Origin of the sequence: Actinoallomurus oryzae (assembly GCF_039541955.1) — a bacterium.
GTDB lineage: Bacteria > Actinomycetota > Actinomycetes > Streptosporangiales > Streptosporangiaceae > Actinoallomurus > Actinoallomurus oryzae.
Genome location: NZ_BAABHF010000022.1, coordinates 319,328 through 331,923 on the forward strand (window position 1 = coordinate 319,328; position 12,596 = coordinate 331,923).

Here is a 12,596-nt window from a genome sequence, read left to right on the forward strand (position 1 = left end):
TTCCGTGCCTGATCGGCTGTGGCTCCGTGGCCGAGAACGGCTCGGCGGCGGACTGGTCCGTCCGGGATACGAAGGGGCTGACGATCGACCGCGCCGCCGCCGAGACCGTACTGCCCACGGCAGCGGATCTCGGCACCGGCTGGGGCACTACTCCCGCCGGCCAGCCGGCGATCCCGCTCTGTCTCCATCACGTGGATGACAAGGTCGTCTTCGAGCCTGATGGAGAAGGCCGGGAGTTCACGCAAGCGCTCCTGGCCTCCGCTGACTCGGGTCTGGGAGTGGTGATCTCCCTGGCCGGCAGTCCTGCGGACGCGACACGACGTCTTCGTGCAGCTCGGCAATGCCATCATCCTGGTCGGGCTCGACGTTCAGAACGCCGACCACGGGACCTCACGGGTGGAACAGACACTGAAGAAGGTCATCTCCCACCTCGCCCCGGTAGGCCGGTGAGCGCCTCGCGGCCATCAACGAGTGGCTGTGACCAGCACACCCAGGGTCTTGCTGGTGCCCGGTAACTCCCCTGTCAGGCCGCGTTGGCCGCCGCAGCCAGGATCCGGGCCAGCTCGGCAGGCCGGGTGACCATGGGCCAGTGGCCTGAGTTGATGTCGGCAAAGTCGACGTGCTCGGCCCGGGCGAGCTCCGGGACGTCGCCAGCGTTGATCCACTCCTGCGCTTGTGTAGGCGTGAACTCCGGGCATACGACCACGACCGGGACGTCGAACCTCCGTTCGTCTGCCAGCCGTACCACTCCCTTGGCCACACCTGCGGGCACGGGGATCGCAGCAGCCGCCAACTCTCGCCTGGCCCCGTCGTCGAGGTCGGCAGCGTCCGGCCCTTCGAACGGGCCCCAGCCAGGGAAGGGCATGACGTCGTCTCTCACCTCGAAGAAGTCGGCGTACGGCTGACCGTCGGCGGTTGGGAAACCGCCGATAAGGGCGACCTTGGCCAGCCGCTCCGGCCGCCGGTCGGCGGCCAGCCAGGCCAGCGTGCAGGCAGCGGAATGCCCCACCACCATGGGCTTGCCGGGCGCCGCGTCCACCGCGTCGAGCACCGCCGCCAACTGGTCGTCGAGCGTGGCGGACACAGAGCCGTCCCCCTGGCCCGGGAGGGTGAGCGGCACGGGGCGATGGCCGAGCGGCTCCAGCGCGGACGCGACGCGCCTCCACACGGATCCGTTCAGCCACAGGCCACCGATGAGCAGGATGTCCATGGTCAGTTCCCCTTCTCCAGCTTCATGGATGTCACCGTAGGAGGAGATCCGGACAATCCACCGCCGGTTTGTCCGGCGATCGCCCAAGCGCCCCGCATGGCGGGTACCGGCTGGGGCGCGGGACGAGGTTGCCGCCTGTGCACTTCACGCAGTCCGAGGCCCTCGGCCTGGTGATTGCGGTACTCAGCGGCCAGCCGACCGCGGCCGACACCGACGACCTGGTCGGCACCGCCCTGGGCAAGGTCGTCAAGGCGCTTCCGGAGAGCGTCGGCCAACAGGCGGCCACGCTGCGGGAACACGCGTCCGCCGCACCGGACCCGTACTCGGCCCGCCCCGATCCGGCCATCACCAGCGAACTCATCGACGCCGTCGTGGCCCGGCGCCGGGTGTTGGTCACGTACTGCAGCGAGGCCGGCAACGAGTGGGAGGCGGAGGTGGATCCCTGGTCCATCGTCGTCCGCTACGGGCGCTGGTACTTGCTGTGCCACTCCCATCGTGCGGACGCGATCCGCACCTGAAACAACGTCCTCTTCGCGGCCATCGACGAGTGGCCGTGACCAACACACTCGACACAGGCCCTAGACGCAGCTGTCGAAGGCCACGTCGACCGGGGTGGGCGAGAACGTGCCCGAGGCGGTGCCGGCGGAGATCGACGCGGCGAAGTCGACGTTCGGGCACTTGCTGACGCCGCTCACGTGGCTCCACTTCATCGTGTTGCCGGTGATCTTGGTGTTCAGCATGCCCGTCGCGCCGATGCCGGTGACGACCCGGGCGGTCTGCGAGCCGGTGGTGTTCGCGGAGATCTCGCCGCCGCTGCCGGTGTTGGACTTGGGCCCGAACCACGAGCGCGTCCCGTCGACCAGCCCGATGACGTAGTGGGCGTTCGGGCTGGTCCACATCGTGTTGCCGCTGATGGTCGCGCCGGTGAAGCCGACGGTCCCCGGCGTGTCGGAGGGCAGCGGGTCGAGGCCGAGGCCGCCGTACGCGGAGTTGCCCGCGTTCAGCACCGTGTTGCCCGTGACCCTCGACCGCTGGGCGACCGTGGCGCCCGTCACCGGCTGCGAGCGGTAGAGCACGATCGGGACGTCGGAGGCGTCCACGATCTGGTTGTCGCTGACCGTTGCGTCCTGGCAGGTCACCGCGACACCGTCGCTCCAGGTGTTGGTCTTGACGTGGTCGCTGGAGTAGGCCGTGATCACATTCCCGCTGATCCTGACGTCGGCGCAGGCGTACCCGTCGAAGGCGCCCAGCGCGTACACGGCCTGCGGGCCGGCGGAGTTGGAGATCTTGCTGTTCGTGACCGAGGTGCCCGTGCCGCCGTCGAGCACGACGTTGTCGCGGCTCGCGTCGGAGTTCTCCGGGGTGTCCCGCGCGCCGTCGACCCAGACGTTCTCCAGGTGGGCGCCGTCGCCGAGCTCCACGAGCCGATCGTTGAACGCGCCGTCGCGTACGAGCCGGCCCATCGACGCGTAGTGGCGCGGGTCGGGACGGCCGGTTGTCGCCAAGGTGACTCCGGCGGGGATCCGCAGCTTGGCGCCGAGCCGTACGACGGCCTTCTGCGCGAGGTAGACCGTGCCGCCCTTGGGCGTGGCGTCGAGGGTCTGCTGCAGCTCGGCGCCGGACCCGGCGAACCCGCTGCCGCTGGTCGGCAGCGTCAGCGCCGGGACCGTGCCGAACTGGTACGACGAGCCGCTGCCGTCCTTGACGCCCGTACAGATCTTGGGAACGAGCGCGGCGAACTCGCCGCCGGTGAAGAACTTGTCCACGACGGTGGGCCAGGCCATGCCGCCCTTGAGCTGCCCGATCCAGTGGTCGAAGCCGGGCTTGTCGGGCTCACGGTTGACCGATCCCCGGTAGAGGGCGAGCACCTTGGCGGCGTCGTCGTAGCCGAGCCCGGTGAACTCCGAGGAGGTGTAGATGGACCGGCCGACGTTGGCGAGCGTGGTGGCGTTGCAGCCGTCGGACTGAAAGTACGCGACGTCGCCCTGCCAGCCCACCTGATCGGGAAGGCGGCCCAGCGCCTCGGTGTACTGCTTGGCGATGAACTGCCCCGGAACGTAACCCGCGTCGGCGTGCGCCGCCGTCACGGGTACGAGCACCGTCGCCCCCAGCGTGACCGCTGCCAGGGCCCACCGTCGAAGCGCCACCTTTGTTCCCCCGTCCCCGAATTTCGCCGAAACGGAGAGGAGAATAACCAGCGGACCAGGTCGGCGAACGACATTTCAACGATCATTTGACCGTTGCTCCCCGCCAACGCATTTCCGCGTCCGCCAAGGCCCGGACGGTCTTCGGAGATCAGCCGGGCTTGGCGTTCCGCATGCGTTCGTCGGTCCAGTACGTGGCGACGTCGTGCGGATCCTGCGTCGAGTAGGTGCTGACGACGTCCTCGGGCCGCTCATCCGCGCTCCCACCGAACACGACGGCAAGCCCGGCCGCCAGCCCCACGACCGCGACCCCACCCGCGACGGCGACGAGCGCCCTGCGCTTCACGTCACTGCCCTCCCGTTGTTCGTGAACCGAACGATACGGGCTCAGGATTCCGGCGGCGCGCTCGGCTTCTTCGGCTGTGCGGCACGGGCGGGCCGGGCAGGCTGGGCGGGCTGGGCCTGCCGGGTGGGACGTCCGAGGCGTGCACGTGAGGCTCCCGGGCCCAGCACGCGTGCCTGCGGCATTTCCGTGTTCGGCCGGCTCGCGGACTGGAGGGCGGCCAGCGCCTGGCGTTGGCGGTCGGAGATCCGGTAGACGCCAGAGTCGTCGAGGGAACGGAGATAGTCGTCGAAGCCCAGGTTCGCGATCGACAGATTGCCGATCGCGGACTGGAACGCGTCGGGCACGGCCCGGAACGTACGGCCGGGCTCCTCATTGACGTCGATCAGCAGCAGCGGGCGCTCGGCGGAGGAGAACGTCACGTCGTCGGCCACGACGAGCACCGGATAGCGGCTGCCGTCCGGGACCAACGCCAGCAGCTCCTCCACGGACAGACCCTGGTGGCCGGGGTCTTCCATGACGGTCACCCAGTCGTCGCCGACCTCGTCCAGCAACGCCTGCCAGGCCTCCTCATCGGTGAAGTCGGTACGCAGAAACGGCGAATATTCGGTCTCGCGCAATGGTGCGACGGTCATGTGAACTCCAGGACTCGAGAGGAGGCCGCCAGACTACAAAGCGCCCCCGACAAGGACCAGGCCCGCCGAACACCGACACCGTTAATCAGCCCTCTGACCTGGCGCCTTCCGGGGAAACAAGAACCCGTACGAGACAGGGACGTCAGCCGCCCGGGGTCAGGATTTCCATGAGATGCCCGTCGGGGTCGCGAAAATACGTACCCCTGCGACCCTCGATGCGCTTACTGCGATAAATCTGCCCGATCTCTTGGCATGCGGGATCGCCGTAGTAGGTGATTCCGCCGCGCTGGATGCGGGCGAGGGCGGCGTCGAACTCCTGCTCGCTGACCATGAACGCGTAGTGGTGTGACTCGAAGTCGTCCAGTCGGTCGTAGTCCAGGGTGACCTGGTTGGCCAGCGTGACCGGCGTGAAGTGCGCCACCGGCGGATCGACGCTCAGGCCGAGGATTCCGGCCAGGAACTCCGCCGAGGCTCGCGGGTCACGGGCGGGGACGATGGTGTGATTCAGTTCCACGGTCATGGTGACTCCTTTCCGAGGGACGAGGACCGGTCATGCGTGGTGGGCGACGAGGTCGGCCGCCGCGGCCAACCGTTCAACGGCTTCGACGGTCCAGGCGCCGTCGACGACCATGACGATGTGGCCGATCCCCAACTCGGCGAAGGCCGCACAGCGCTCAGCGACCGCTGCCGGGCTTTCGCCGGGCTCGAGGCGGCTGCTCACGGTCTTCTCGATCGCGTCGAACGGGCGGCCCACGGCCTGGCAGTGCCCGGCGAGCACATCGAGTTTGCGCCGCAGGAGGTTCCCCTGCCCGGGAATGTCGAACAGGTTGCAGGCATCGGCATAGGCCGCGACCAGCCGTAGCGTCTTCTTCTCGCCGGCGCCTCCCACCAGGATCGGCGGGTGCGGACGGGACAGCGAGTTCGGCCGGTTCGTGGGATGGTCCAGCCGGTAGTGCACACCCTCGAACGGTGCTTCCACACCCGACCACATCTGCCGGGCCAGCCGTAGTGTCTCCTCCAGCCGCTCGAACCGTTCCGCGGTCGGCGGCAGTGGGAGTCCCATCGCCCGTGCCTCGGTCTCGTTGTAGCCGGCGCCGACCCCGAACCATGCCCGGCCGCCCGACAGCACGTCGAGGCTGGTGACGGCCTTGATCAGCAGGCTCGGCGGGCGGAAGGTCACCGCGGTGACCATGACGCCGAGGCGGACACGCTCGGTCCGGCCCGCCAGGAAGCCCAGGGCGGTGTAGGCCTCGAGCATGTCGTCGCCCGTTGTGTCATACGGATTGGCCTGGATCAGGTGATCTCCCACCCACACCGTGTCGATACCGGACTCGTCGGCCGCCCGTGCCACATCCAGCAACGAACGGCCGATGGAGTCCGGGCCGCCGGGAGAGGTGAAGTTCCCGATATTGATGCTTAGACGCATGGGCCCAGCCTGCAGCCCGGTGTTCTGCCACGCGTCCCCCTGTCGGAGGCAGTCACCGTACGCCACTCGCGGTAGGGCACTCCTACCACGCGGCCGGTTGCGCCCAGCAGGGGCGGACGGACGCTTTAGAGCGTGGCGGTGAACGAAAGCCCGCCGCGGAAACGGTGCGCACGCTCGAAGTCGCCGATCTGCTCGAGGGGGAAGGCCATGGAAATCGACATCGGACGGAGGGCGGTCCTGCTCGTGGCCGTCGGCGTCCTTGTGACCGGATGTGCGTCGTCCGGTGATGGCGACGAGCACGCGACCACTCGGGCGCCCGCGTCGACGGGGTCCTCTTCGGCGCCCCGATCGTCCGGTAAGCCCCTGGCGAGTGAGACCGGCGAAACCGCCGTGTACCCCGGCGGGAAGGTCGACATCGACGTCATGAGCATGCGGGTGAGCGAGGGAGGCAAGCTCATGGTCCTCACGCTGCGGTTCACCCCGCACCTGCCGGCGGGTTCGGAGGACCGGCCCAGGATCTACGACCTGATCGGCCAGACCCCGCTCAAGTCGTTCGAACCCGCGCTGGTCGACACGGTCAACCTCAAGCGCTACAGCGTCGTGAAGGACGACCAGGAGAACGAACTCAAGTCGGACGACATCTCCACCGTGATCGCCAACAACCACTCGGGACTCGCCACCTACACCTTCGCCGCGCCACCGGCGAACGTGACCGAGATGAACGTCCATGTCGACCCGTGGCAGCCGTTCTCCACCATCCCGGTGCAGCGATGAAGCACGTCGCGCTGCGCACCGTCGCACTTCTCACCGGGCTCACCCTCGCGGCCCCGGGAGTCGCCGAGGCCGATCCCACGGACCAGAACATCGCGGACTCCGTCCACGCGATCCGGCCGGCCGACTCGGTCAAACCGCTGAAGACGACGGAGGACGACGGCAAGCGCGTTACCGTACGGATCTCGGCTGACCTGCTCTTCGCCTTCGACAAGGCCGATCTCACGGCCGCCGCCCGCCAGACGCTCGCCCAGCTGACGCCGCAGTTGAAGAGCTCCGTCGGCACGATCGAGGTGGACGGCCACTCCGACTCCATCGGCGACCCCGGCTACAACCGGTCCCTGTCGAAGAAGCGCGCGGACGCGGTGAAGACCGCCCTGGAACAGCAGCTCGGCGGCGGCATCGGCGACCGGATCCAGGCCAGGGGCTTCGGTGAGACCAAGCCGGTGGCCCCCAACCAGTCGGGCGGCAAGGACGACCCCGAGGGCCGCGCCCAGAACCGGAGAGTCGAGATCGTCTTCACGAAGCCCTGACCCGCGACCGGCCCGGGCGTCGCCGTGTCAGTCTCCCCGATCGGCCTCGGCGAGGAGGCGTTCGGCCTGGCGGACCACGGCGATGTCCACGAACGCGCCGTCCTCCAGGGCGACGGCGCCCGTGTCCGTGACCGTGGCGGACGCGAACGCCTCGACCACACGGCGCGCCGCCTCGATCTCGGCGGCTTCCGGACGGTACGCCTCGGCGATCACCGGCAGCTGCGCCGGGTGGATCGCCGCCCGCCCGCGGAACCCCAGGGCCCGGCCCATCCGGCTGGAGGCCGCCAGACCGTCCAGGTCCGCGACGTCGGTGTACACCGACTGCACCGGAGCCGGCAGCCCGGCGGCGCGCGCCGCCACGACGATCCGCGACCGCGCCCAGGCCAGACCCGCGTCGTCCGAAACGCCCAGGTCGGCGCGCAGGTCGGCCTCCCCCAGACCGATGCTCGCCACGCGCGGATGGGCACGGGCGATGTCGTAGGCGCGCTCCACGCCGAGGGCCGACTCCAGAAGCGGATGCAGCGCGACGCCCGGGGCGGTCGCCGCCGCCTCCCGCACCTGGTCCGCCGACTCGATCTTCGGCAGCCGTACGCCGTCGGTGCCCGGCAGCAGCGGCGCCAGGGAGGCCAGGTCGGCGCGGCCGTACGGGGTGCGCAGGTCGTTGACGCGGACCTGGACCGGTCGCGGCGGATCCGCGAGCAGCCGGACGACCGCCGCCCGCGCCGCCTCCTTGTGCGCGACCGCGACGGCGTCCTCCAGGTCGAGGATCACGACGTCCGCGCTGGAGGCGAGCGCCTTCTCGACTCTGCGGGCGTGGTCGGCCGGGACGTAGAGCAGGGTCGGCATCAGATCACGCCCCGTTCGCGCAGCCCCGCGATGTCGTCCGCGGTGAGCCCGAGCGAGCCGAGGATCCGGTCGGTGTCCGCGCCGTGCGAACGCCCGCTCCACTCGATGGCGCCCGGCGTGCCCGACAGGCGGAACAGCACGTTCTGCATGCGCACGGCCCCCAGGTCGGGATCGTCCACGGTGGTGATCGCCTCCAGCGCCGCGAGCTGCGGGTCGGCCATGATGTCGGCCACGTCGTAGATCGGCGCGACGGCCGCCTGGGCCTTCTCGAACTCCTCCAGCACCTCCGCGCGCGTCCGCGAGCCGACCCACGCGGCGACGGCCGCGTCGAGTTCGTCGGCGTGCTCGGCCCGCCCCGCTCCCGTGGCGAACCACGGCTCGGACAGGTACTCGGGGTGGCCGACCAGCCGCATCACGCGCTCGGCGATGCTCTGCGCGGACGTCGAGACGGCTACCCATGAGCCGTCGGCGCACCGGTAGGTGTTGCGCGGCGCGTTGTTGACCGACCGGTTCCCGGTGCGCGGCGGGATGAGGCCGAGCTGGTCGTACGCCGTGGGCTGGCCGCCGAGCACGGTGAGGATCGGCTCGATGATGGACAGGTCCACCACCTGCCCGCTGCCCCCGGCGTCGCGAGCGCGCAGGGCGGTCATCACGGCGTACGCGGTGGCCAGCGCGGCGATGCCGTCCGCGAGCCCGAACGGCGGCAGCGTCGGCGGCCCGTCCGGCTCGCCGGTCATCGCCGCGAACCCGCTCATCGCCTCGGCCAGAGTTCCGAACCCCGGCCGCCGCGCGTACGGGCCGAACTGGCCGAACCCGGTGACGCGGGCGAGCACGAGTCCGGGGTTGGCCGCGCTGAGCCGCTCGTACGACAGGTTCCAGCGTTCGAGCGTGCCGGGCCGGAAGTTCTCGATGATCACGTCGGCGTCGCGGGCCAGGCGCAGCAGCAGCTCCTGCCCCTCCGGCGCGGACAGGTCGAGGGTGACGGTCTGCTTGTTGCGGCCGAGCATCTTCCACCACAGCCCGATGCCGTCCTTGGCCGCGCCGTGCCCCCGCGACGGATCCGGCCGGCGCGGGTGCTCGACCTTGATGACCTCGGCGCCGAAGTCGCCGAGGAACATCGCGGCCATCGGGCCGGCGAACAGCGTCGCGATGTCGAGGACGCGGACGCCCTCCAGCGGTTTCGCCATCAGCCGGCCCTTCCGTTCGCGAGGGCGGCGGTGCGCTCGGCCAGGTCGCTGATCCGTACGCCGTCGAAGCCGGTGAGGCTGCTGGTCATCCGGTCGCGCAGCGGCGCGGTCCACGCCTCGGGAATGCCCGGGGCGCCCCCGAGTGCCCCGGCGATCGAGCCGACGGTCGCGCCGTCGGAGTCGGTGTCCCAGCCGCCGGCCACCGCCGCCGCGATCGACCGGGTGAAGTCGCCGTCGCCAAGGGCGAGGGCGGCCGCGACCAGGGCCGCGTTGTTGACCGAGTGCACCCAGTGCAGGCCGGCGTGACGCTCGTGCAACCCGTCCAGGACCCGGTCGAGGTCGGGCTCGGCGCGGGCCGAGGCGACGGCCTCGTCGACCGCGCGGGCCATCCGCGAACCCTCGGGCAGCACCGCGCGGCCCGCGCGCAGCACCTCCTCCACCGAGTCCGCGACGAGGGCGGTCGCGCACATCGCCGCGGCGAACATCGCGCCGTAGACGCCGTTGGCCGTGTGGCTGAGGCACGCGTCGCGGTGCGCCATGGTGGCCGCCGCCGCGGGGTCGCCCGGGTTGACCCAGCCGTACACGTCGGTGCGGATCTGCGCGCCGATCCACTCGCGGAACGGGTTGCGGTACGTCGCGGTCCGCGGCGGCTCGATGCCGAGCAGCAGGTTGCGGTAGGCGACGCGCTCGGCGGTGAACACCCGCCCGGCGGGCAGCTCGTCCAGCCATGCCTGGGCGACGTCGTCGGTGGTGAAGTCGGGGCCGTGCCGTTCGAGCAGCGCCAGGCCCAGCATCGGGAAGTTGAGGTCGTCGTCCTCGGGCGTGCCGTCGAGGTTCTCGGCGAGGCTGTTCACGGCGCTGCGGCGGTTCCACGGCCACCGCTCCGCGATCTCCGAAGGCAGGCCCTTGGCGGTGAACCAGCCGCGGATCGGCCAGTTCCCGGTGGCCTCGGCGATCGCGCGGACGCCCCCGCGCGGGATCTTCTCCACCGGCTTGCCGAGGACGCAGCCGGCCGCCCGGCCCAGCCACGCGCCGTACACCCGATCTTGCGAGACCGTGGCGCGCGTGGCGGCGGGCCAGTCCGGGCAGGCGGCGATGATCTCCGGCAGGGCGGTCGGCTCGTGCCGTGGTGACGGGAGCGCGTCCAGCTCGGCGAGCAGTCCGTCGGCCAGCGCGCGCAGGTCCGGTGCGGCCGGCTCCGGGGAGGCGCCGGCGCGGGGCGGCGCGTCGTGCCCGCCCGCCGCGTGCCAGCGGTCGGCGATCGCGGAGACGTCCCGGCCGTCCTGCTCCGCCTGCCGCAGCTCGTGCCCGACGAGATCCTCCGGCTGGATCCAGGTCAGCCTCATACGAGCAGCCCCTCGAACGCCTGCTCGTGCGTACGCCTGCGCTCGACGTCGGCCGCGTGGACACGCTCGGCCACCGCCGCGATGGCCCGGCCGGGCGCCTCCAGGTCCAGCCGGCTGGCGGTGGAGATCTCCCGGCGCCAGTCCGCGGGTACGGCGTCCGTCCCGCCCAGGGCACCGGCGATGGCGCCGCCCATGCTGGCGATCGAGTCGGCGTCGCGGCCGTAGTTGACCGCACCGAGCACGGTCTCGCGGTAGTCCCCGCCCGCGATCAGCAGGAACGCGAGCGCGAGCGGCAACTCCTCGATGCTGTGCGTCCGGCTCGGCCGTCGCGCGCCCAGCCCCTGGTCGCGGTAGGTGTCGGCGACCGTGTCGTACGGGCGGACCGCCTCGCGCAGCCCGGCGAACGACCCCTCCCACTGCGCGAAGTCGCGCGCCCGCTCGCAGACGGCCTCGACCGCCGCGCGGGTGCCGTCCTTGGCGAGCCGGATCGCCGTGGCGACCACCGAGTCCGGGGTCGCGCCGAGCCGCATCGCCTCGGCGACGGCCGCCGCGAACACGCCGGCCGCCTCGCGCCCGTAGCTGGACTGGTGCGCGCCCGCCAGCTCGATCGCCTCGGCGTACGCGCCGTCGGGGTCGGCGGCGTTGACCACGCCGACCGGCGCCATGTACATCGCGGCGCCGCAGTTGACGATGTTGCCCACGCCGGCCTCGCGCGGGTCGATGTGGCCGTAGTGCAGGCGCAGGACCAGCCACTTCTCGGCCAGGAACACCCGTTGCAGCGGCAGTGCCTCCGCCTCCAGCTCCGGGATCCAGCGCTTCTCGCCCATCATCTCGGGCACGAGGTGGTCCGCAGCGGCGTACGCGTCCAGGTGCCCGCCGGCCCGCTCGTACACGCGGATCAGCGCGTGCGTCATGAGGGTGTCGTCGGTGACGTGCCCGTCGCCCTTGTGGTACGGCGCGATGGGCCGCGCGTTGCGCCAGTCCGCGAAGTACGGCGGGACGATGCCCGTCACCCAGCCGTCGTAGCGCTCGCGGATCTGCTCGGGCGTCCACCCCTCGGTGGCTCCGCCGAGCGCGTCGCCGACCGCGGCACCGGCGATCGCGCCGACGGCCTTGTCCTGCAGGAGCGTCATTGTTCCCCTTCCGTGCGTTCACCGGATCGTTCGGCGACGTCGTCGGCGATGGCGATGAGGTCCGCGCCGGCCAGGTCCGGCAGGCAGCACCCGGCGAGGACTTTGGTGTTGTCCCGCCAGGGTTCGGGCAGTGCCGTGTAACCGGTGATCGCACCGGTCAGCGCGCCGGTCAGCGCGGGTGCCGAGTCGGCGAGCGAGGCCAGGCAGGCGGCGGCCGGTACGGCGCGGGCCAGGTCGCCGGCCGACGCCCTGGTCAGCGCCAGCGCGACCGGGACGGTCTGCGCGGCGGCCAGCCCGTAGCTGTAGACGTGGTCCTGCACCGCGGCGTCGAGCGCGGGGATCACGGCGAACGCGTCGCCCGGCGCGTCGAGCGCGTCCAGCGCCGCCTGCCGGATCGCGGTGCCGCAGGGCAGCGCGGCGAGCCCGGCGTCCACGGCGTCGATCGCGGACCCGCCCGCCACCGCGACGGCGACCGCCGCGGCCATCGCGGCGGCCCCGTGGACGCCGTCCTCGGCGTTGGTGACCTCCGCGTCGGCGCGGGCGCGGCGCGCGGCCGTCTCCGGGTCGCCCGCCGACGCAGCGCCGAACGCCACCGCGCGAACCGCCGCGGCGTCGTCGAAGTAGTGCGGGTTGTCGTGACCGCTGACGGGCGGGTCCAGCCCGCGCGCCAGGTTGTCCAGGGCCGTACGGACCGAGATCCGGGCCCGTACGGAGTCGTCCAGCGCGGCGAACGCGGCCCGGCGGTCCTCATCCAGGGTCCGGGCGGTCCAGGCCAGCCACTCCGCGTCGTCGGACGGGCCGATGCCCAGCGCGGCGACCGGCTGGTTCAGCGCGAACGGCACGGGCAGCGCCGTGAGGCGGTGCTCCTCGGCGAACGTGTCGAGCTCCCTGCCGAGCCTGCGGGTCCACGGGGCCAGCAGCGCCCACCGGTGCCGGGCGGCGGGCCAGCCGGCCGCGTCGCCGATGGCGAGCCCGGCGAAGGCGCCGCGTACCCGATCATCCCCCGATGACATGTCTGTTCC

General features: G+C 71.6%; 15 protein-coding genes. 4 read left to right on the forward strand and 11 right to left on the reverse strand.

Annotated elements, in window-relative coordinates; all coding sequences use genetic code 11:
• The first annotated feature begins 327 nt into the window (after window positions 1–327).
• Window positions 328–450 (forward strand): hypothetical protein, encoded by a 123-nt coding sequence (locus tag ABEA10_RS19975; protein ID WP_345465839.1) that lies wholly within the window; start codon window positions 328–330, stop codon window positions 448–450.
• A gap of 73 nt (window positions 451–523) precedes the next feature.
• On the opposite strand, the gene ABEA10_RS19980 is transcribed toward ABEA10_RS19975, so the two are convergent.
• Window positions 524–1,210 (reverse strand): alpha/beta fold hydrolase, encoded by a 687-nt coding sequence (locus ABEA10_RS19980; protein ID WP_345465841.1) that lies wholly within the window; start codon window positions 1,208–1,210, stop codon window positions 524–526.
• A gap of 137 nt (window positions 1,211–1,347) precedes the next feature.
• Here ABEA10_RS19980 and ABEA10_RS19985 point away from each other — a divergent pair, with 137 nt between their 5' ends.
• A complete protein-coding gene (locus tag ABEA10_RS19985; RefSeq protein ID WP_345465844.1) occupies window positions 1,348–1,728 on the forward strand; it encodes a helix-turn-helix transcriptional regulator in 381 nt (126 codons plus the stop codon).
• Between the two features lie 60 nt (window positions 1,729–1,788).
• Here ABEA10_RS19985 and ABEA10_RS19990 read toward each other — a convergent pair whose 3' ends face one another.
• The 5 genes from ABEA10_RS19990 to ABEA10_RS20010 all read right to left on the reverse strand — a co-directional run bounded on the left by ABEA10_RS19990 (window position 1,789) and on the right by ABEA10_RS20010 (window position 5,758).
• Entirely contained in the window at window positions 1,789–3,357 is a 1,569-nt protein-coding gene (locus tag ABEA10_RS19990; protein ID WP_345465846.1) for a DUF4214 domain-containing protein, read from the reverse strand.
• 148 nt (window positions 3,358–3,505) lie between these two features.
• Window positions 3,506–3,700, reverse strand: coding sequence for a hypothetical protein (locus ABEA10_RS19995; protein WP_329247376.1), 195 nt, complete (start codon window positions 3,698–3,700; stop codon window positions 3,506–3,508).
• A 41-nt stretch (window positions 3,701–3,741) separates the two neighbouring features.
• The gene (locus tag ABEA10_RS20000) at window positions 3,742–4,332 is read right to left on the reverse strand and encodes a DUF6924 domain-containing protein (protein WP_345465850.1); all 591 of its coding nucleotides are present in this window, start codon (window positions 4,330–4,332) and stop codon (window positions 3,742–3,744) included.
• Window positions 4,333–4,474: 142 nt separating this feature from the next.
• Window positions 4,475–4,852 (reverse strand): VOC family protein, encoded by a 378-nt coding sequence (locus ABEA10_RS20005; RefSeq protein ID WP_345465852.1) that lies wholly within the window; start codon window positions 4,850–4,852, stop codon window positions 4,475–4,477.
• A 30-nt stretch (window positions 4,853–4,882) separates the two neighbouring features.
• The gene (locus ABEA10_RS20010) at window positions 4,883–5,758 is read right to left on the reverse strand and encodes an LLM class F420-dependent oxidoreductase (RefSeq protein ID WP_345465854.1); all 876 of its coding nucleotides are present in this window, start codon (window positions 5,756–5,758) and stop codon (window positions 4,883–4,885) included.
• Window positions 5,759–5,965: 207 nt separating this feature from the next.
• Between ABEA10_RS20010 and ABEA10_RS20015 the strand changes: the two genes are divergently transcribed.
• Together ABEA10_RS20015 and ABEA10_RS20020 are read left to right on the forward strand one after the other, a co-directional pair.
• Window positions 5,966–6,532, forward strand: coding sequence for a hypothetical protein (locus tag ABEA10_RS20015; protein ID WP_345465856.1), 567 nt, complete (start codon window positions 5,966–5,968; stop codon window positions 6,530–6,532).
• Window positions 6,529–7,062, forward strand: coding sequence for an OmpA family protein (locus ABEA10_RS20020; protein WP_345465858.1), 534 nt, complete (start codon window positions 6,529–6,531; stop codon window positions 7,060–7,062). The genes ABEA10_RS20015 and ABEA10_RS20020 overlap by 4 nt, the downstream gene beginning before the upstream one ends.
• A 27-nt stretch (window positions 7,063–7,089) precedes the next feature.
• Here the strand turns inward: ABEA10_RS20020 and ABEA10_RS20025 are convergent, their stop codons facing one another.
• From ABEA10_RS20025 to ABEA10_RS20045, 5 genes are read right to left on the reverse strand one after another with little or no spacing between them, the layout of a single operon-like run.
• The gene (locus ABEA10_RS20025) at window positions 7,090–7,908 is read right to left on the reverse strand and encodes an HpcH/HpaI aldolase/citrate lyase family protein (RefSeq protein WP_345465860.1); all 819 of its coding nucleotides are present in this window, start codon (window positions 7,906–7,908) and stop codon (window positions 7,090–7,092) included.
• Window positions 7,908–9,095: a CaiB/BaiF CoA transferase family protein gene (locus ABEA10_RS20030; RefSeq protein ID WP_345465862.1), complete on the reverse strand. Its 1,188-nt coding sequence runs from the start codon at window positions 9,093–9,095 to the stop codon at window positions 7,908–7,910. The genes ABEA10_RS20025 and ABEA10_RS20030 overlap by 1 nt, the downstream gene beginning before the upstream one ends.
• Window positions 9,095–10,441 (reverse strand): ADP-ribosylglycohydrolase family protein, encoded by a 1,347-nt coding sequence (locus tag ABEA10_RS20035; protein ID WP_345465864.1) that lies wholly within the window; start codon window positions 10,439–10,441, stop codon window positions 9,095–9,097. The genes ABEA10_RS20030 and ABEA10_RS20035 overlap by 1 nt, the downstream gene beginning before the upstream one ends.
• On the reverse strand, window positions 10,438–11,574 hold the full coding sequence (locus tag ABEA10_RS20040; protein WP_345465867.1) for an ADP-ribosylglycohydrolase family protein: 1,137 nt from the start codon (window positions 11,572–11,574) through the stop codon (window positions 10,438–10,440). Before ABEA10_RS20040 ends, ABEA10_RS20035 begins: the two co-directional genes overlap by 4 nt.
• The gene (locus ABEA10_RS20045) at window positions 11,571–12,587 is read right to left on the reverse strand and encodes an ADP-ribosylglycohydrolase family protein (protein ID WP_345465870.1); all 1,017 of its coding nucleotides are present in this window, start codon (window positions 12,585–12,587) and stop codon (window positions 11,571–11,573) included. Before ABEA10_RS20045 ends, ABEA10_RS20040 begins: the two co-directional genes overlap by 4 nt.
• Window positions 12,588–12,596 lie beyond the last annotated feature (9 nt).